Annotated in this window: 14 protein-coding genes; 6 read left to right on the top strand and 8 right to left on the bottom strand. The window is 66.8% G+C overall.

What is annotated here, in order from left to right:
* Nucleotides 1-64 precede the first annotated feature (64 nt).
* The gene (locus N5C88_RS08625; protein WP_251881419.1) at nt 65-1,009 is read right to left on the bottom strand and encodes a LysR family transcriptional regulator; all 945 of its coding nucleotides are present in this window, start codon (nt 1,007-1,009) and stop codon (nt 65-67) included.
* A gap of 130 nt (nt 1,010-1,139) precedes the next feature.
* Here N5C88_RS08625 and N5C88_RS08620 point away from each other — a divergent pair, with 130 nt between their 5' ends.
* A complete protein-coding gene (locus N5C88_RS08620; RefSeq protein WP_054453494.1) occupies nt 1,140-2,111 on the top strand; it encodes a tripartite tricarboxylate transporter substrate binding protein in 972 nt (323 codons plus the stop codon).
* Nucleotides 2,112-2,150: 39 nt separating this feature from the next.
* Here the strand turns inward: N5C88_RS08620 and N5C88_RS08615 are convergent, their stop codons facing one another.
* The 4 genes from N5C88_RS08615 to N5C88_RS08600 form a co-directional block, all read right to left on the bottom strand.
* The gene (locus tag N5C88_RS08615; protein WP_118933225.1) at nt 2,151-2,516 is read right to left on the bottom strand and encodes a DUF4148 domain-containing protein; all 366 of its coding nucleotides are present in this window, start codon (nt 2,514-2,516) and stop codon (nt 2,151-2,153) included.
* A 71-nt stretch (nt 2,517-2,587) separates the two neighbouring features.
* Entirely contained in the window at nt 2,588-3,937 is a 1,350-nt protein-coding gene (locus tag N5C88_RS08610; protein WP_059371857.1) for a heavy metal sensor histidine kinase, read from the bottom strand.
* Nucleotides 3,937-4,626, bottom strand: a complete 690-nt coding sequence (locus N5C88_RS08605) for a heavy metal response regulator transcription factor (protein WP_054453490.1) — start codon at nt 4,624-4,626, stop codon at nt 3,937-3,939. Before N5C88_RS08605 ends, N5C88_RS08610 begins: the two co-directional genes overlap by 1 nt.
* 153 nt (nt 4,627-4,779) lie before the next feature.
* Complete coding sequence (locus N5C88_RS08600; protein WP_118933224.1) at nt 4,780-5,121, bottom strand: DUF4148 domain-containing protein; 342 nt, start codon at nt 5,119-5,121, stop codon at nt 4,780-4,782.
* Nucleotides 5,122-5,348: 227 nt separating this feature from the next.
* Between N5C88_RS08600 and N5C88_RS08595 the strand changes: the two genes are divergently transcribed.
* From N5C88_RS08595 to N5C88_RS08575, 5 genes are read left to right on the top strand one after another with little or no spacing between them, the layout of a single operon-like run.
* Complete coding sequence (locus N5C88_RS08595; RefSeq protein ID WP_280015155.1) at nt 5,349-6,611, top strand: TolC family protein; 1,263 nt, start codon at nt 5,349-5,351, stop codon at nt 6,609-6,611.
* A 14-nt stretch (nt 6,612-6,625) separates the two neighbouring features.
* Entirely contained in the window at nt 6,626-7,810 is a 1,185-nt protein-coding gene (locus N5C88_RS08590; protein ID WP_251881427.1) for an efflux RND transporter periplasmic adaptor subunit, read from the top strand.
* Between the two features lie 13 nt (nt 7,811-7,823).
* Nucleotides 7,824-11,000, top strand: a complete 3,177-nt coding sequence (locus tag N5C88_RS08585; protein WP_118933221.1) for a CusA/CzcA family heavy metal efflux RND transporter — start codon at nt 7,824-7,826, stop codon at nt 10,998-11,000.
* A 15-nt stretch (nt 11,001-11,015) separates the two neighbouring features.
* Complete coding sequence (locus tag N5C88_RS08580; protein ID WP_280015154.1) at nt 11,016-12,041, top strand: glycosyltransferase family 2 protein; 1,026 nt, start codon at nt 11,016-11,018, stop codon at nt 12,039-12,041.
* Complete coding sequence (locus tag N5C88_RS08575) at nt 12,032-13,522, top strand: glycosyltransferase family 39 protein (protein WP_280015153.1); 1,491 nt, start codon at nt 12,032-12,034, stop codon at nt 13,520-13,522. Before N5C88_RS08580 ends, N5C88_RS08575 begins: the two co-directional genes overlap by 10 nt.
* On the opposite strand, the gene N5C88_RS08570 is transcribed toward N5C88_RS08575, so the two are convergent.
* From N5C88_RS08570 to N5C88_RS08560, 3 genes are all read right to left on the bottom strand, one after another.
* Entirely contained in the window at nt 13,510-16,905 is a 3,396-nt protein-coding gene (locus N5C88_RS08570) for an autotransporter outer membrane beta-barrel domain-containing protein (protein WP_280015152.1), read from the bottom strand. The genes N5C88_RS08575 and N5C88_RS08570 overlap by 13 nt on opposite strands.
* 437 nt (nt 16,906-17,342) lie before the next feature.
* Complete coding sequence (ggt, locus tag N5C88_RS08565) at nt 17,343-18,938, bottom strand: gamma-glutamyltransferase (RefSeq protein WP_280015151.1); 1,596 nt, start codon at nt 18,936-18,938, stop codon at nt 17,343-17,345.
* A gap of 25 nt (nt 18,939-18,963) precedes the next feature.
* Nucleotides 18,964-19,938 (bottom strand): tripartite tricarboxylate transporter substrate binding protein, encoded by a 975-nt coding sequence (locus tag N5C88_RS08560; RefSeq protein ID WP_059371866.1) that lies wholly within the window; start codon nt 19,936-19,938, stop codon nt 18,964-18,966.
* Nucleotides 19,939-19,993 lie beyond the last annotated feature (55 nt).

The raw sequence follows: 19,993 nt of genomic DNA, 5'->3' as shown, positions 1-19,993 counted from the left end.
ATGCACCATCATTCGGTCCAATCAAAGATTGGTATCAGTGATTATCACTGGCATGAATGATTTATCAGTACGGATGGGACTCCGCCGGCTGCGCCTGGTCGAACACCATCCCCTGCGCCTGGCAAACCTTCAGGATTTCCTCGCGCAGCCAGCGATGCGCCGGAATGTTGTCCGAGCGTTCGTGCCAGATCAGGTTGACGGTTCGCTGGGCGAAGGGAAAGGGCGCCTCGACGGCTTCCAGTAGATGGCTGTAGGGACTGTTGCGCACGGTGTTCAGGGGCACCACGCAGATCAGGTCGGTTTCGGCCAGCAAGCGCGGCGCCAGCGCGAACTGGTTGATGGTGAGCACCACATTGCGCTTGTAGCCGTGGGGCGCGAGCTCATGGTCGATCAGGGTCGGCGTGCCCAGCAGGCTGACCATCAGGTGCCGCGCGCGCAGGAAGCTGTCCAGCGTGAAGCGCGGCTGCGCCAGCAGCGGATGCCCTTTGCGCATGGCGCAGACGTAGGTCAGCGTTTCCAGCGGCAGGGTGCGCAGGGACGAGCCGAAGTTCGAATACACGCCCGCCGCCATGTCGACTTCGCCTTTTTCCAGCAGCACGCCGGCGTTGTCCAGCGAGTAGGGATGCAGATGGATGCGGACATTGGGCGCCACCGTCTGCTGCTCCACGAACAGCGGCCGGATGACCTGATCCGCCACGTAGTCGGACATGGCCATGCGGAACACGGCCTCGGAGCGCGCCGGATCGAAATCGTTGCGTTCCAGTGTGTCGGCGATGCGGGCCAGCGCGTCGCGGATCGGGGGCCACAGGAGTTCGGCGCGCTGCGTGGGCAGCACGCCGCCCTGTATCTTCACGAACAGCGGGTCCTTCAAAGTCAGGCGCAGCCGGTTGATGGCATTGCTGACTGCGGGCTGCGTCATGTGCAGCGCAGAGGCCGCACGCGTGACGTTGCGTTCGGTCATGACCGCATCAAAGATGCGTAGCAGGTTCAAGTCCATCGAGGTCAGCATCGCAGTCTCAGATGATTATCAAAATTGGTGATAGAGATCTATTTTAATTGTTGATTAGCCATATAACGCGGGACCGCTTAATCTTCCCCCGGTGCAAGCGCAGTCGATACACCACGAGGGGAAATCATTGATGGTCAAGCATCTGAAAACTCTGGCCGCTGCCTGTCTGGCGGCCGGGATCGCCGCGCCCGCGATGGCCGCGGACGCCTATCCCAGCAAGCCGATCACGATCGTCCTGCCCTACGCAACGGGCGGGTCGGCCGACATGCTGGCGCGCTTCGCCGCGCAAGCCCTGCAGACCGAGCTGGGCAAGCCCGCCATCGTCGAGGCCAAGCCGGGCGCGGGCGGCGTGCTGGGTACCGAGTTCGTCTCGCGCGCCGAGCCGGACGGCTACACGCTGGCGCTGACCGCCAGCGGCACCATGGCCGTCAATCCCTACGTCTACAAGCTGCGCTACAAGCCGCTGGAAGACTTCAAGCAGATCACTGTGCTGGTCGACCTGCCTTTCGTGGTGGTCACGAACAATGAATTCCCCGCCAAGAATCTCAAGGAATTCATCGACTACGGCCGCAAGAACCCGAACAAGATCACCTTCGGCAATGCCGGCCTGGGCACCCAGCAGCACCTGACCCAGCTCATGTTCGCGCGTGCCGCCGGCATGCAGGTCAACATCGTGCCCTACAAGGGCAGCAGCCCGGCCATGAACGATTTGCTGGGCGGCCATATCGATGCCGTGCTGGACAACACGGGTGTACAAACGCCCTTCATCAAGGCCGGCAAGGTGCGGCCCTTGTTCGTCACCAATCCGGAACGCGTGGCGGCCTTGCCCGATGTGCCCACCGCGCCAGAAGCCGGCTTGCCCGGGTTCTCCGCGGTCGCCTGGTTCGGTCTGGCCGCGCCCAAGGGCACGCCGGACGAGATCGTCGACAAGATCCAGCAGGCCCTGGCGCGCGAGTTCGCCAAGCCGGAAATGAAGCAACGCCTGCTGGACCTGGCGATGATCCCGCGCGTGTCGACGCCGGCTGAAACCACGGCGCGCGTAAAGAGCGATTTGGAAACCTTCGGCAAGATCGCCAAAGAGGTCGATCTCAAGCCGATGTGACCTCCGGGCGCGCGGCATTGTGCCGCGCGTTTGCAGGGCCTATTGCCTGCGGTTCTCGATCTCCAGCTGCCGCAGGTATTCCGCGCCCGTGCGCATCCTCACATATTCGGCGTGGCGCTGGCGGTACTTGAGGCTGAAGACATCGGGTTTCTGCGACCCGCGGTAGAGATCTGCCATGCCCGAGCGCTTCCACAGCGCCAGATCGGCGCGCACTTGCGCGCGGGTCTTGGACGCGGCGGCGGGCGGGGACGGCGGGTAATCCAGGTCGCCATAGGTGACGAGGCCGGCGTTCTTTGCCTGCGCCAACTCGAGCTTGACCTGTTCACGGGTCATCGGCTCGGCCTGGACGGCCGGGGCCGCGACGGCGACGGAAACGGCGAGGATCAACAGGGTCAGACGGTTCATATTTTCTCCATGCTTCGAGGGGCGTGGAGAAATTCTAGGCAAGGGGCGCCGACAGAATCCGGGCAGGCGGATTAGGTTTCTGTAATGTCGGCCGCCGCGATGCTGAAGCCTATGGTGGTGGTCCGGTTGGCCGACCTGGCGTAGCTGCGGCCGCCGTGCATGCGCGCGATCGCGGCGACGATAGCCAATCCCAGCCCATGATGGTTGGCATCGAACTCACGCGCGCTGTCGCTGCGGTAGAAGCGGTAGAAAAGCCGCGGCAGATGTTCTTCCGGTATCGGTTCGCCCGCGTTGCGCACCGAGATCAGGATTTCGCCAGCGCTGCCGGGCTTGATCTCGACCTCGATCACGCTGTCCGGAGCGGCATAGCGTACGGCGTTCGAGACCAGGTTCGACACGGCGCGCTGAAACAGGGTGCGATCGACCTGCGCCGACGCATCGCCTACCACCGCGATATCGACCCCCGCGTCCAGGGCCTCGGCCTCGTGGTACTGCGTCACCTCCTGGACGATGGCGGCCAGGCTGGCTTGCCAGCTGCCTCGCGCCTGCGCGCCGCGGTCGGCCTGCGACAGGAACAGCATGTCGTTGACGATGCTGGAGAGGCGCTGCAGTTCTTCCAGGTTGGAACCCAATGTTTCGCGCAAGGCCTGCGGCGACGGGCGCGTGCTCAGCGCCAGCTCGGTCTCGCCGATCAGCGTTGCCAGCGGCGTGCGCATCTCGTGGGCTACGTCGGCGTTGAATCCCTCCATCTGCACGTAGGCGCGCTCCAGCCGCTGCAGCACCGCGTTGAACTGGCGCACCAGGGGCCGGATCTCGCAGGGTTGGCCGCTTTCGTCCAGCCGTTCGCCGATGCGGTCAGGAGACAGTTGCGCGGCCTGCTTGCCCAGCGCATCCAGTGGCGCCAGCCCTCTGCGCACCAGCAGGGTTCCGACCGCCGCCACGACGATGGCGCCGGCCAGGGCGCAGGCGAACAGGGTCCAGGCCAGCGCCTTGCGCAGGAGGATATCGCTGGAGATGTCCAGCACCAGCTCGGCGTTCATGGCGTCGCCGGGCCCGCCGGGGAAGGGCAGCGTGAAGGCGATGCGCCGCTCATGCGTGAAGTCGTTGTCGCCGGCGATGGGGCTGCCGTAATAGACCTTTTCGCCGTCGATCTCCAGCACCAGCGAGAAGTCGGGGCGGCCATAGAAGAAGTCGCTGAGCTTGTGGCGCAGGCGGGTGGAGTCCTGGCTGGCGGCGTTTTCCTCGACCAGGTGCCGTACGACTTCGACCTTCTGCTGCAGCAGCGCTTCCTGGCGGCTGGCCAGGTTGAGGTTGGTCGCGTAATAGACCGCCACGCATACCAGGCCGAGCGCAATGAAGGTCTGGATCGCCAGCCAGCGCGACAGCCAGCGATGCAGCGATTTGGGGCGCTGCCCGGGCATCAGTCGCTCCGCGGTTCGAGCACGTAGCCCATGCCGCGCACGGTGTGCAGCAGTTTCTTGTCGAAGGGTTCGTCGACCTTTCCGCGCAGGCGGCGGATCGCGACTTCGACCACGTTGGTGTTGCTGTTGAAGTTGATGTCCCACACCTGTTCGGCCAGTTCCAGTCGCGACAGGACTTCGCCCTGCTTGCGCATCAGCAGGGCCAGCAGGGTGAATTCCTTGGCGGTCAGGTCCAGCCGTACCCCGTCGCGGCTGGCGCGCCGGCGCAGCAGGTCCAGTTCCAGCCCGTCGATGCGCAGCACGTTCTGGGCAATGGTCTCGGTCTGGCCGTGGCCGCTGCGTCGGCCCAGCGCCAGCACGCGAGCCAGCAGTTCCGACAGGGCGAAAGGCTTGGCCAGGTAGTCGTCGGCGCCGTCGCGCAGGCCCTTGACCCGGTCTTCGAGCTTATCGCGCGCGGTCAGCATCAGGACCGGGACGCGGCTGGTCTTGCGGATCTCGGCCAGCACCGAAAAGCCGTCCATGGCGGGCAGCATCACGTCCAGCAGGACTAGGTCGTACTGGCTTTCACGCACCAGATGCAGTCCGGTGACGCCGTCCTGGGCCACATCGACCACGTAGTTGTGTTCGGTCAGCGCTCGCCGCAAGTACTCGGCGAGTTTTTTTTCGTCTTCGATTACGAGTACTTTCATGTCAGCGGAAATAAAAAGAGTGCGCGGAAGTCCTCGGATGCTGCGTCTATTCTAGGCGGAATCGTTCTGCGGGAATAAACGCAAACAGGGCGGCCCAGCCGCCCTGTGCAGCGCTGGCGGGCACGCGGAGCGCGTGCGCCACGGGCCCGGCGCTCAGCCCGGGGTGTAGATCTCGTCCAGGCGGGCGCGTTCGGCCGGCGTCATGGCTTCCAGCTCCGCCATGGCATCGGCGCGGGTGCGGGAGGTGCCTTGCTTGGCCCAGCCCGGCTTGGCGGCGTTCAGATTGGTCAGGAACCACTGCTTAGGGTCGGACTTGGCCACGGCCAGTTCGGTCTTTACTTCGTCGCGCGTCTTGCCGCTGGCGGCGTGATCCGGCGCGATGGCGTAGCCGATCTCGGTGTTGGTCTGGTGCCAGGTGCTGGATGCGCTGGCGGCAAAGGGAAGGGCCAGGGCGGAACCCAGGGCGAGGACAGCGGAAATGGTTTTGATCTTCATGGATATCTCCCAGGTTGAGCGCGGCGCCGGTCGCGGTGTTGCGTCAGGCGCATACACGCTGTTTGTGTAGCGACGGTGACACTCTACGGACCCATGCCCGTCAATTCGCCGACGCCCTGATTACGTTTTCGTAAGGCCGCGAACCTTACGGAAATGTCATTTTTCTGTCGCTCGATTGACGAACCCGCCTGGATACATTGCCGGCTCGCCCTTTTCTTGGTTGAACCATGCATGTATCCGTCCTGCCGCTGACCCTGGCGGCCCTGATGATTGCCGCGTCTGCTTCTGCGTCCGCCCAGGACGCGGCCGCGGCCCGAATGCCTGCGCCGGCGCAGCAGAGCCAGAATGGCGGCGTGCTGACGCTGGAGCGCGCCCTGGCCGCGGCGCTCGAGCGCAATCCCGGATTTTCCGCGGCGAAGAATGAGGCCGCGGCGAGCGAGGGCCTGCTCAAGCAGGCGGGCGTGCTGCCCAACCCTTCCATCGACGTGAGCGTGGACGACACGCAATCGGCCACGCGCACCACTACCGCCATGTTGAACGTCCCGCTGGAAACCGGCGGTAAGCGCGCCGCGCGGGTCAAGGCGGCGGGGCTGTCCAGGGACCTGGCGCGCCAGGGCGTGGCGGACACTCGGGCCGGCCTGCGGGCGGCGGTCATTGCGGCCTACTTCGACGTGGCGGTGGCGCAGGAGTCCGTGCGCGTGACGCGCGGCACCGTGGATATCGCCAGCGGCGCCATGCGGCTGGCGGAGAGGCGCGTGGCCGCCGGCAAGGCGCCGCCGCTGGAGGGCAGCAAGGCCCAGGTCGCCCTGGCCAATGCGCGCATCGAGGCGCGCGCGGCCGAGGCTGCGCTGCTGGGCGCGCGCCGCAAGCTCGGCTTGCTCTGGGGCGAACCGGAGCCGGCCTTTGCCAGCGTGGGCGCGGATCTGAACGCACTGCCGGAACGGGCGTCGATAGACGAGCTGCGGGCAGGCCTGGCCGCATCGCCCAGGATGCGGGGCGGCAAGCTTGCCGTCGACCTGGGGCAGGCGCAGCTGGAGGTCGAGAAGAGCAAGCGCTATCCCGACATTACGCTGAGCGCTGGCGTGGCCCGCGACAACGAAGCGGGCCGCGACAAGGCCCAGCTCGGCGTGTCCATTCCGCTGCCGATCTTCGACCGCAACCAGGGCAATGTCTACGCCGCCACCATGCAGGCCTACAAGGCACAGGACCAGTACCGCGAGCTGGAGTCCGGCCTGATGGGAGAGCTGCTGCAGGCCGTGACCCGTTTCGATCTGGCGGCGGGCTCCGCGCGCGAGTACCGCAGCGCGGTCCTGCCTGGCGCCACCCAGGCCTATGAAGCTGCGCGCAAAGGCTTCGAGGCGGGGAAGTTCGGCTTTCTGGAAGTGCTGGACGCGCAGCGCACCCTCTCCGACGGAAACATTGCCTACCTGACGGTGCTGGCATCCGTGTACCAGGCTTCCGCGGATATCGACCGCATTCTTGGACGTTGAAACGAGCATAAGAAATGGCAAAGCACAAGAACAAGCAACCCCCCAAGATGTGGACCGCGGCCGGCCTGTGCGCGGCGCTGCTGTTGGCGCCCCTGTATCCGGCGCAGGCGGCGGGCGAAGCCGACCACGGTCATGCCGAGACGGAACAAGGCGCGGAGGCGCCGCAGGAACAGGAAAAAATCGCGCTCACGCCCGAGCAGGTCGCGGTGGCCGGCATCAAGTCCGAGGTTGCCGCGCCTGCCGCGCTGGCGACATCAGTGCAGTTCCCCGGCGAGATCAAGTTCAATGCGGACCGGACCGCGCACGTGGTGCCGCGCATGGCCGGCGTGGTGCAAAGCGTATCGGCGGACCTGGGCCAGCAGGTCAAGAAGGGTGAGCTGCTCGCCGTCCTGTCCAGCTCCGCGCTGTCCGAGCTGCGCAGCGAATGGCTGGCGGCGGCCAAGCGGCGCGACCTGGCCGCCCAGACCCACAGGCGCGAACGGCGCCTGTGGCAGGAAAAGGTGTCCGCCGAACAGGACTACCAGGCGGCGCGCACCGCGCTGCAGGAGGCGGAAATCGCCGTGCAGAACGCGGAGCAGAAGCTGCGCACCGTGGGCGCCGAGCCGCGCTCCAAGGACCTGGGCAGCCTGGAGATCCGCGCGCCCTTTGACGGCGTGGTGGTGGAGAAGCACATCGCGCTGGGCGAGGCCTTGCCCGACAACGCCAGCATCTTCACCTTGTCGGACCTGCGCACCGTCTGGGCCGAATTCGTGATCGCGCCCAAGGATCTGCAGGATGTACGCGTAGGCGAAGCGGCCAGCGTGAGCTCCGCCGCCTTCGCCGGCAAGGCCGAGGGCACGGTGTCGTACATCGGCTCGCTGCTGGGGCAGCAGACGCGTACGGCCACCGCGCGCGTCACGTTGGAGAATCCGGACATGGCCTGGCGTCCAGGGCTTTTCGTTTCCGTCGACGTGGTCACGCGGATGTCGGACGCCGCGGTGACGGTGGCATCCGACGCGGTCCAGACCATCGACAACGAGCCTGCCGTGTTCGTGGAGGTGCCTGGCGGCTTTGTGGTGCAGCCGGTGAAGCTGGGCAAGGCTTCGAACGACCGGGTCGAGGTGCTGTCGGGGCTTGCCCCCGGCACGCGTTATGCGGTCGAGAACACCTTCGTCCTCAAGTCGGAGCTGGGCAAGGCCGGCGCCGAGCACGCACACTGAGGCGGAGCGGAACATGTTTGAACGTTTGATCCGTTTCGCCATCGAGCAGCGCTGGCTGGTGCTGTTCGTCACCCTGGGCATGGCCGCCATCGGCGTCTACAACTATTCCCGGCTCGCCATCGATGCGGTGCCGGACATCACCAACGTCCAGGTCCAGATCAATGCCGGCGCGCCGGGGTATTCGCCGCTGGAAACCGAACAGCGCGTCACCTATCCGATAGAGACGGTGATGGCCGGCCTGCCGGGGCTGCAGCAGACGCGTTCGGTGTCGCGCTACGGCCTGTCGCAGGTGACGGTCATCTTCAAGGACGGCACCGACATCTATTTCGCCCGCCAACTGGTGAACCAGCGCCTGCAGGAAGCGAAGGAGAACCTGCCCGAGGGCGTGACGCCCATGATGGGGCCGATATCCTCGGGCCTGGGCGAGATCTACCTGTGGACGGTGGAGGCGCAGGACGACGCGAGGAAGCCGGATGGCTCGCCCTACACCCCCACGGACCTGCGCGAGATCCAGGACTGGATCATCAAGCCGCAGCTGCGCAACATTCCAGGCGTCACGGAGATCAATGCCATCGGCGGCTACGCCAAGGAATACCAGGTGGCGCCCAGCACCGAGAAGCTGGCCTCCTACGGACTGGCGCTGACCGACATCATGGCCGCGCTGGACAGGAACAACGCCAACATCGGCGCAGGCTACATCGAACGCAAGGGCGAGCAGTACCTGATCCGGGCGCCCGGGCAGGTCCGGTCCATGGACGACATCCGCGACGTGGTGCTGGCATCCGTGGAGGGCCAGGCGATCCGGATACGCGACGTGGCCGAGGTGTCCATCGGGCGCGAGCTGCGCACGGGGGCTGCCACCAGCAACGGCGAGGAAGTGGTGCTGGGCACCGTGTTCATGCTGTTGGGCGAGAACAGCCGCTCGGTGTCCCAAGCGGTGTCCGTCAAGCTGGAGGCCATCAACAAGTCCTTGCCGGCTGGCGTGCAGGCAGTGACGGTCTACGACCGCACCACCCTGATCGACAAGGCCATCGCCACCGTCAAGAAGAACCTGCTGGAAGGCGCGGCGCTGGTCATTGTCATCCTGTTCGTGTTCCTGGGGAACATCCGCGCGGCGTTGATCACGGCGATGATCATCCCGCTGTCCATGCTGTTCACCTTTACCGGCATGGTGACCTACAAGGTCAGCGCCAATCTGATGAGCCTGGGCGCGCTGGACTTCGGCATCATCGTCGACGGCGCAGTGGTCATCGTGGAGAACTGCGTGCGGCGCCTGAGCCACGCGCGGGCGCACCATGGCAGGCCGCTCACGCGCAGCGAACGCTTCCACGAGGTGTTCGCGGCCGCACGCGAGGCCCGCAGGCCGTTGCTGTTCGGCCAGTTGATCATCATGGTCGTGTACCTGCCGATCTTCGCCCTGACCGGGGTGGAGGGGCGCATGTTCCATCCCATGGCGCTGACCGTGGTGCTGGCGCTGCTGGGGGCGATGATCCTGTCCGTGACCTTCGTGCCCGCCGCCGTGGCGCTGTTCATGGGGAACAACGTCTCTGAAAAGGAGAATCGCCTGATGGCCTGGGCCAAGCGCCGCTACGAGCCCCTGCTCGACGTGGCGCTGCGCCGTACGCCGCTGATCCTGGCGGGAGCAACCGTCTTCGTAGTGTTGAGCGGGGTGCTGGCGGCGCGCATGGGCAGCGAGTTCATTCCCAACCTGAACGAAGGCGACATGGCGATCCAGGCATTGCGGATCCCCGGCACCAGCCTGACGCAGTCCGTCGAGATGCAGAAGCAGCTGGAGACCCGGTTGAAGCAGAAGTTCCCGGAGATCGAGCGCGTGTTCGCCCGCACCGGCACAGCCGAGATCGCGTCCGATGCCATGCCGCCCAGCATTTCCGATGGCTACATCATGCTCAAGCCGATGGACCAGTGGCCCAGCCCCAGGAAGACCCGCGCCGAGCTGTTGGCGGCGATCCAGAAGGAAGCTGACCAGGTTCCCGGCAACAACTACGAGTTCTCTCAGCCCATCCAGCTACGCTTCAATGAGCTGATCTCGGGCGTGCGCAGCGACGTAGCGGTCAAGGTGTTCGGCGATGACAACGACGTGCTGAACCGTACGGCGGCGGAGATCGCCGAGGTCTTGCAGACGATACCGGGCGCCTCGGAAGTGAAGGTCGAGCAGACCACTGGGCTGCCGATGTTGACCGTCAACATCGACCGCGCCCGGGCCGCGCGCTACGGGCTGAGCATGGCGGATGTCCAGGACACCCTGGCCATCGCCGTGGGCGGCCGCGAGGCGGGAACCTTCTTCCAGGGCGACCGGCGCTTCGACATCGTGGTGCGCCTGCCCGAGGCCGTGCGCGAGAACCTGTCCGCATTGAAGAAGCTGCCCATAGCCCTGCCCAAACAGGACGGGCAGGCGCAGGCCGCCTACATCCCTCTGAGCGAGGTCGCCACCTTCGACCTGGCGCCGGGCCCCAACCAGATCTCGCGCGAGGACGGCAAGCGCCGCATCGTGGTCAGCGCCAACGTGCGCGGCCGCGACCTGGGCTCGTTCGTGTCGGAGGCCACTGCCGCCATCGGGCAAAAGGTGCAGGTGCCCGCGGGCTACTGGACCTCCTGGGGCGGCACCTTCGAGCAACTGCAGTCCGCGGCCAAGCGCCTGCAGATCGTGGTGCCGGCGGCGCTGGTGCTGGTGTTCGCGCTGTTGTTCGCGATGTTCGGCAACGTCAAGGACGGGCTGCTGGTGTTCACCGGCATTCCCTTCGCGCTGACGGGCGGCGTGATCGCCTTGTGGATGCGCGGCATCCCCCTGTCCATCACCGCGGCGGTGGGCTTCATCGCGCTGTGCGGGGTGGCGGTGCTGAACGGCCTGGTGATGCTGTCGTTCATCAGCGGCCTGCGCGTAGAGGGCAAGTCCGTGGCCGAGGCCGTGCGCATCGGGGCGCTGACGCGGCTGCGTCCGGTGCTGATGACGGCGCTGGTGGCCTCGCTGGGCTTCGTGCCGATGGCGATCGCCACCGGCACGGGTGCCGAGGTCCAGCGCCCGCTGGCCACCGTGGTGATCGGCGGCATCATTTCTTCCACCATTCTCACGCTGCTGGTCCTGCCGGCCCTTTACCGCCTGGCGCACAGGAACGACGACGCCGACGAACTCGAGCTATCGAAGCCGTCGCTTGCGCGGGAGCAGGCCTGATAGAGAGGCGATCCGATGAATGCCAGACCCGATATCGATATCGCTGTGTTGGGCGCGGTCAGCCCCATACAGTTGTCCGTCATCATTCCGTTCCTCAACGAGAGGGAGGTGTTGCCCGCCTGCCACGAGCGCCTGCGGCGGGTATTGAATACGCTGGGGCTGTCCTACGAGATCGTGTTCGTGGATGACGGCAGCAGCGACGGCAGCGCCGAATACCTGCAGACGCTGCTGCGCGAGGAACGCGGCATCAAGCTGGTCAGGCTGAGCCGGAACTTCGGCAAGGAGGCCGCGATGACGGCGGGGATCGAACATGCGTCCGGGGCCGCCGTCATCCTGCTGGACGCGGATCTGCAGGATCCGCCCGAGGCCATCCCCGCCATGGTCCGCGCCTGGAAAGAGGGCGCCGACGTCGTCAGCATGCGGCGCCGCAGCCGCGCGGGGGAAAGCGTGCTGAAGCGGCTTTCCGCCTACGCCTATTACCGCTTGTTGAGCCGGCTGAGCAAGGCCGCGATCCCGCCCGATACCGGCGACTTCCGGCTGATGAGCCGGCGCGCGGTGACGGCGCTGATGCAGCTGCCCGAACGTTGCCGCTACATGAAGGGCCTGTACGCCTGGGTGGGCATGCCGACGCGCATCATCGACTACGACCGCGAGCCCCGCGCCGCCGGCACCACCAAATGGAGCTACCTGGCGCTGTTCCGCCTGGCCATGGAAGGCATCACCTCGTTTTCCACCGCGCCCCTGCGTTGGGCGACGGGGCTTGGCGCGGTCGCCGCCTTGGGCGGCGCAGTGTTCGGCGCCGCCATCATCTTCAAGACCTTGATGTTCGGCGATGACGTCGCAGGCTATCCCTCGCTGATGGCGATGATGACCTTCATGGGCGGCGTGCAGCTCATCACCATCGGCCTGTTGGGTGAATACGTGGGCAAGACCTATATGGAAAGCAAGCAGCGGCCGGTCTATCTGGTGCGCGACGTGCTGCACAGCGGACCCGCGGATAGCGCGGCATCCGGCCATGGGGGGGGTGCCGCGTGCAACTGAGCGCCCGGACCATGGCCGCCACCCTGGCGGCGATACTGGGCGTGCGCCTCTTGGCGATGGTCCTGGTGCCATTCGCCGACACGTCCGAGCCGCGCTATGCGGAGATCGCCAGGCTGATGGCGGAAACGGGCGACTGGATCACGCCCTGGTTCGCGCCGGGCGTGCCGTTCTGGGGCAAGCCCCCGCTGGGATTCTGGGCCGAGGCGCTGTCGATCCGGCTGCTGGGGCTGAGCGAATTCAGCATCAGATTCCCGTCGCTGCTGGCCACGGCGGCGACGCTCGCCATTCTTTATGCGCTGGGCCGCCGCCTATACTCGGTGCAGGCGGCCCGCTGGGCCGTGCTGGCCTATGCTTCCATGTTCCTGCCCCTGGTCGCGGCCGGGGCGGTGCTGACCGATCCGTTCCTGGCCCTGGGCGTCACGCTGAGCATGGCGTCATTCATCCTGTCGCGCGGGCCAGCGGCGGGGCGATGGCGCTACGGCTTCTTTTTGGGGCTGGCGATCGGCCTGTTGTCCAAAGGACCACTGGCCGTAGTGCTGGTGGCGGGCGCCATCGTGCCCTGGATGCTGTGGCACGGGAACGTCCGGGCCAGCCTGCGGCGCCTGCCATGGGCGGCGGGAAGCGTGGTGTTGGCGGCGCTGGTGCTGCCTTGGTACGTGGCGGCGGAGCTCAAGACGCCGGGCTTCATCCAGTACTTCATCGTTGGCGAGCATTTCTTGCGCTTCGTGGATCCGGGCTGGAGCGGAGACCTCTACGGCTCGGCGCACAGCAGGCGCTACGGCGCCATCTGGCTGGACGGCATCGTGGCATCGCTGCCCTGGGGCGTGTTCGGCGTCTGGCTGCTTGCGCGCCGCTGGCGCGGGCCGGCGCGGCGGGCAGGGAGATGGCTGCGCCGGCCGCGCTGGACCTACCTGTTGGCCTGGGGCGCGGCTACGCCGCTCTTCTTCACCCTGTCGGGCAATATCTTGTGGACCTACGCGCTGCCGGCCTTGCCGCCGCTGGCCTTGGCGATAGGCGCGTGCCTGAGCCGCGCCCGCACCGCGGCGCCAGCCCGCGTTGCGACGGCCTGCATGGCGTTGGGGCCGATTGCGGTGATCGTCTTCTGTGGCTTACAGCTGGCCAATCCGGAACGGCTAAAAACGGAAAAAACCCTGATTGCCCGGGCCGATGCGCTGATGACTGCCGGCGAAACGCTCTATTTCGTCGACAGCCTGCCGTTCTCGGCGCGCTTTTACTCGCAGGGCGCGGCTGGGCGGGTGTCTCTGGACGGCGTAACCGCGTTGCTGCCGCCGCGCGGCGGCAGAGTGTTGCTGGCGGTGGAGAAAGCGGACGTGCGGCGGCTGCGCGAGCAGACGGGGGTAGCGCTGGCGCCCGTCTATTCGAGCCGGCGCTACACCTTGTTGATGGCCGGCTCCGCCGCTCAGCCCCAGGCTGGATCGGCGCAGGGTGAGGCAGGCAGGGCAGGAGGCTACCAGCGATAGCCCGCCCTCAGCGTGCCGCCGTAGCCGCGCTGATCGCCGCTGCCGAGCTTGCCAAAGATGTGCCCGGACAGCCGCAAGGCATTGCCGAGCCGGCCCTCCGCGCCCAGCTTCAATTCGAACGCATTGCGCGCGGATGCTGTATCCAGCGTGCTGTCTCCCATACGCACGGATGCACTACCGCCATCGCGCCGCCAGTTTGCTTCGAGAAACGGGTGCAACGCCGCTGTTGCCGCGCCGGCCGCGGTGCGCGGATACAGGCGCACGCCCACGCGGCTGTTCCAGGTCTTGTCTTTGTCGTTTTGCATCAGAGTGCCTTGCAGCGTGGCGTCGCGGGCCTGATAACGGCCATAGACCAGCTGCGCGGCCGGCTCCACCACCAGCCCGCCTAGCGGCGAGCCGGCAGGGAAGGGCATCAGCGCGTAACTCGACTCCAGGGAGGCCGACCACAGGTCCGAGCGATACCGTGCCGTGCCGAGCTCGCTGCTGATCTGGTTGGAATAGCGTCCATATTGCATCCAGACGTCGGCGTAGGCTCCCAGGCGTGTGGCATCGTTTGAGTAGTAGGTGAGGTATGCGCCGGCAGCATGGCCGGAAACCTTGCCGCGGGCCCGTACCTGCATCGATGAGAGAGCGCCAGGCAGTCTCAGCGACGAGGTGGAGCGGGTGCGCGCGTCGCCATAGCCGCCCATCAGCCCAGCGTACATGGCTGCGGCCTGGCCCGCCGGCATGCGCAGCAGGTCTGCTCCAAGTTGCAGGACCGCGGCGTCGGTGTCGATGTCGACTCGGCCTTCAGCCATGCGCAGGCCGCTGTCGTGGCGGCCGCTGATCCGGGTCCACAACCGGCGCTCCCCCGTGTCCTGCTGTTCGCCGGCTTCGTCGGAAGCCCGGTCGTGCAGGCCGTGGACGAACAATCGCATGCTGGCGAGCAGATTTCCGGCATAGGCGCCGCTTTCCGGCGACACGTTCCTGGCGTCGGGCGGGGGAGGCGGCAATACGACCTCGGGCGGGGGAGGCGGCAACACGACCTCGGGCGGCGTGACCGGCGGCTTGGGAGGAGGATCAGGCGGGACCACGGGCGGAATCACTGGTGGGACCACAGGCGGAATCACAGGCGGCTGGGGCCCGCCGTCCGATTTCAAGTACCAGTCGGAGGCTGCGCCGCCGTTACCGCCACGGACCAGGCTGTAGTCATAGCCGTTCAGCGCAAGGGTGGCCGAGCTGGCGCGATAGCCGCTGGAGCCGGCATCCAGGCGGAAGGCGTCCTGGGTCGTGACGGCGCCATTGATGGTCGCCACGACGCGTATGCCCCGTTGCGTCTGGCCGCCCGCGCCGCCCGCGTTGAGGATACGCAGCGCCGTGCCGCCCGATGCGGCGCCGCCGTCGATCACGAGACGGTCGGTCGGAGAGGCGTCGTCGCCCAGCCGGGTCTTGAGCACCAACGTTCCGCCGCCCGAGTAGTTGTTGACCGTCAGGGTCTTGAATTCTCCGCTCTGCGCTGGCGTTGCGAACAGCACTGTCCCGTCGTTGTTCAGTTCGCGCAGCATGGAGTCGTTGCGCACATGCCAGGCGCTGGATTTGTCCAGCGTCAGGCTGTTGACGCGGCCTTTGTCGCGCTGGATGACCGCGCCGGTCAGGACGGACCCGTCTCGCAGGGAGACGTCTGCGGCGCCGCTATTGATCATGATGTCGCCCGTCAGCACCGAGCGGGCTGCGGAGAGCCGAATCTGTCGGGCTTCCACCATAGTCGGGCTCCCTCCGCCCAGGTCGATGACGGGGAGCGCACTTGAATGCAGCAGGATTCCCGTGTTTTCCTGACCGCCCGCGCTTGCAGTGACCGTGGCGTTCTCCAGCGTCAACATATGATTGCCGCCGGCTATCCGCAGGGCGGCGCCGTTCCGTGTGGTGATGCGTGAGCCGTTCTTCAGAATCACGCTGTTGGTCATGCCGGGATCGGAGCCCGTGCTCCGCATACCAGATGCTCCGAGTCCCGTGATGTCGAACTGCGTGTTGTCCAGCAGGGCATCGCCTCCGTTGCGCAGAAGCAGTCCGTCGGCGCTGGCGCCCGTGGTGGTTATCGTGGAGTTCCGCGCGGACAGCCTGCCGCCGCCTTCCATGGCGGCCAAGCCCTGGGCGCCTGCGCCATGGGTGATCACCGATGAATCTTGCAAATGGATTTGCGCGCCGGCCCGTTGGGCCAGCGCGCCTATGGCCCCGGCGCCCGATGTTTCGATCCGGACTGCGTTTGCCTCCAGGGTGGCGGAGTCGCCGAGTTCGCGCGAGACATACAAGGCATGGCCGTGGGCTATGCGGGTTGCGACCGTTCCTTGGTTCAGCGTGACTTTGCCGGCCCGGCTGTCAATGCCGACGTGGCTGGCGGCGATGGCAAAGCGATTGGCGGAAAAGGCCGTGTTCTTACCGACGAGCTGTATGCCGCGGCCCTCCGAACCGGTAGCCAAGACAGTCGTGTCTTCGAGATCTATCGCGGTGCCGGGGGCTCTGAGGTCGATTGCATATTGAAAGTCGCCCGTGGTAGTCAGCCTGGCGTTGCGGATGCTGGCGGTCGCTGCCTGTCCCTGGTATGTCGACGTCAGTCGAACGGCCGGCTTGGCCGAGGTCAGCGTGCCGCCGTGCATCTCGAGTCTTCCTCCTTCGAGATAGGCGCCCGAGCCGTTCGCCGCACTGATGTCGGTGTCGCGCACCGAAACAAACCCGTCGCGTTCCCGCGTTTGCACACCGTGGGCGGTATCCCCCGTGGCCTTGATCTGGGTGTTCACCAGCGTGATGGAGCCGCCTCGTTCCGCCACGGCTCCGGAAGCGAGATCGCCGCTGGTGGCGATTGTCAGCCTGCCTGCCTCGATCGTGCTGCCCGGCCCGTTGGCATGCAGGGCAGAGGCGTTGCCGCCCCCGGTCGAAACGGCCCCGACCCTCAGCACGATCTTGCCGCCATCCTGCGCGTAGGCGCCATGAGAGTAGCTGGCGTTCAAGGACAGGTTGGTGTCGCTGGCATCGATGATGCTGCCCGTTCCCTGGGCATGCAGTGCGTGGGAGCCTTGCCCCTGTGGGTTGTTCCTGGCCGTGACCGTGCTGTTTGTGAGCGTCACGCGACCGCCCGCGCTGGCCCGCACGCTGGCGGATTGTGAGGCCGGCTCGGCGCTGATCGTGACCTGGTCGCCTTCGACGATGTTGCCCGCGCCGGAGACATCGATGGCGGGATCGTTGCCGGTATGGGGGATGAGACTGCCGGGCGCCAGAATGATATGGCCCTTGCCGTCCGGATCATGCAGCCTGATCTGGCTGTGCTCCGCGGCCCGGCTGATTCCGGGGAGGGCGGGCAGCGTAGCGGCGAGCAGGCTTGCCACGAGTGGGGTAACGCGGAATTTCATGGGGATCTCGCGTGCTTGCAGCCGAGGCGTCCGATACATGCCGCCTTCGCGGGCTTGGCGTTGTACCGGCGTTTGCCGAGGAGGCTGGCGCGTTGCTGTGGATCCCGCAATCTTGGTTGGTGGGGAGGTGCAAAAGAATGAGAATTTTCTCGAAAGGCCTAGGGCGTGCAAGCCTCGGCGATCACGCTGGCGTTTTCGGCACAGTGCTGGATCATGGCTGAAGAAGCCGCGTTGGTGCGTCAGGTGCGATTTGCAGCAGCGGCTGCGTCTGTTCCGCCGTAGGGCAGTATGCGTTGATGCTGCCGCAACGCGCCTAGCGGGCCTGAACATGGCGTCGTCCGACGTGTTCCAGGCGGCCAAAAGCGCATCGCCGCCCGAAGCGGCGGCGATGCTTGAAGCGTCGAACCCGGCCAGGCGTGGCGCCTGGCCGGAGCGGGTCAGAAGCCCACGGCCTGGCCGTCGCGGCGCGAATCCGACGCGGCTACGTAGCCGCCTTGCGGCAGGCGGCAGATCAGTTGCGCCGAACCAAATTCCAGGCTGTCGGGAGGCGCCACCGCGACATTGTGGCCGCGCGCGCGCAGCGCGTCGACCACGTCCGCCGGCAGGTGCGATTCCACGTTGACCACCGGGCCTTTTTCCACGCGGAAGCGCGGCGCGTCGCTCATGGCCTGCGGGTTCTGGCCGAACGCCGCCAGGCGCGTGACCATCTGCAGATGGCCCTGGGCCTGCATCGATCCGCCCATCACGCCGAAGGACATCAGCGGCTGGCCGCCGCGCGTGACGAATGCCGGAATGATGGTGTGCATCGGCTTCTTGCGCGGCGCGACCTGATTGGCGTGGCCGGGCGTCAACACGAAGTTCAGGCCGCGGTTGTGCAGGCTGATGCCGGTGTCGGGCACCACCACGCCGGAACCGAAGCCGTGGTAGTTGGACTGGATGAAGGACACCATGGTGCCGCTGGCGTCGGCCGCCGTCAGGTAAACGGTGCCGCCGGTGGCGGGCGTGCCCGCGACCGGCACGCTGGCGCGGGCCATGGAAATCTGGCGCGCGCGCTCGGCCAGGTAGCTGCGGTCCAGCAGGGCGGCGGCGCTGGTGCGCATGTGGCGCGGATCGGCGACGTGGTGGTGCAGGTCCGCGAACGCCAGCTTCATCGCTTCGATGCTGACGTGGTAATAGTCCGCGCTGTCGCGGCCCATGCTTTCCAGGTCGAACTGTTCCAGCATGCCCAGCGCCATCAGCGCCGAGATGCCCTGGCCGCTGGGCGGGATCTCGTGCAGTTCGTAGCCGCGGAACGATTGCGAGATCGGCGTGACCCATTCGGGGCGGTGCTCGGCAAGATCCTCGGCGCTGAGCGCGCCGCCGGTCTGACGGGCGAAGTCGGCGATCCTGCGGGCGAGCTCGCCACGGTAGAAGCTATCGCCGCCGCTTTCGGCGATGGCGCGCAGCGTCTTGCCTTGCGCGGGAAAGCGCCACCATTCGCCGGCCTGGGGTGCACGGCCCTCTGGCAGGAAGGCGGCGGCAAAGCCTGGCTCCTGCGCCAGCTTGGGCGCCTGCGTGGCCCATTGGCGGGCGATGGTGGGCGATACCGCGAACCCTTCCTCGGCATAGGCGATGGCGGGTTCGAACAGCTGCGCGAAGGGCAGCTTGCCGAACCGTTCCGACAGCGCCTTCCAGCCCGCGACCTGGCCCGGCACGGTCACCGTGCCCCAGCCGGTGCCGGGCATGGCGTCGCGGCCGGCGAAGTACTCCGGCGTCCACGCGGCGGGCGCGCAGCCGCTGGAGTTCAGGCCGTGCAGCTGGCCGTCATGCCAGACCAGCGCGAACATGTCGCCGCCGATGCCGTTCATGACGGGTTCGACCACCGTCAGCGCGATGGCGGTGGCGATGGCGCTGTCCACGGCGTTGCCGCCGGCCAGCAGCATGCGCAGCCCGGCTTGGGCCGCCAGCGGCTGGCTGGTGGCGACCGCGTTGGCGGCCAGGACCGGCATCTTCCGGGAGGCGTAGGGGAAAGACCAATCGAAGGGTAAGGACATGGAAACGGGAAACTCGTAGTGAAAATTACTGCGGCGTGATGCCGGCCTGATCGATCAGCTGCTTGGTGCGCGGGATTTCGGCCTTGATGAAGGCGGCGAATTCCTCGCGGCTGCCGCCGCGGGGCTCTGCGCCGGCTTCCGCGAGCTTACTGCGCAGCGCCGGATCGGCAAGTACTTTGTTGACGGCGCGGTTGAGCTTGTCGAGCACCGGGGCGGGCGTGCCTTCGGGGGCGACCAGACCGTACCACGGCGCGATGTCGTAGCCGGCGTAGCCCTGTTCCGCAATCGTGGGGATCTCGGGCGCCAGCGCCGAGCGCTTGGCATTGGACATGCCCAGCGCCAGCAGCGCGCCGCTCTTGGCCTGGGGCAGGCCCGTCATGATGGTGTCGAAGTACATCGAGACCTGGCCGCTGAGCAGGGCGGGAATGGCTTCGCCCGCGCCCTTGTACGGCACGTGCAGGATGTCGATGCCGGCCACGGACTTGAGCATTTCGCCCGCCATGTGGGAGGTCGTGCCGGTGCCGAACGAGGCGTAGGTCAGCTTGCCCGGGTTGGCACGGGCGTAGGCCACCATTTCCGGCAGGGTCTTGAACGGCTGCGACGGGTTGGCCAGGAGGATGTTGGGGGTGTACGCCACCATCGACACCAGCGCGAAGGCGTCGGGGTCGTAGGCCAGGCGTTTTTGCAGAAAGCGGTTGGTGACGATGGCGGCAGGGCCGCCCATCAGCAGCGTGTAGCCGTCGGGGGCCGAGCGTGCCACCGAGGCGCTGCCGATGGCCGCGGCGGCGCCCGGACGGGCCTCGACGACAAAGGGCTGGCCCAGTTCCGTCGACAGCGCGGCGCCCAGCTGGCGCGAAATCAGATCGGTGGCGGAACCGGCCTGGAACGGCACGACGATGCGCACCGGATGCTGCGGCCAGTCGGTTGCCTGGGCGCCCGCTTGGGCGGCAAAGGCCACGGCGGCGGCGCCTGCCAGCGCCCGGATGAAACGAAACTTCATGAATTCCCCTTGATCGCGTTATGGAGTGCGTGCAGGGATTAGACGCAAGCGGGCG

This window comes from Achromobacter sp. GD03932 (assembly GCF_029839485.1).
Lineage (GTDB): Bacteria > Pseudomonadota > Gammaproteobacteria > Burkholderiales > Burkholderiaceae_B > Achromobacter > Achromobacter bronchisepticus_A.
Note: the sequence above shows the minus strand (reverse complement) of the source record. Positions and strands in the feature narration are given on the sequence as shown.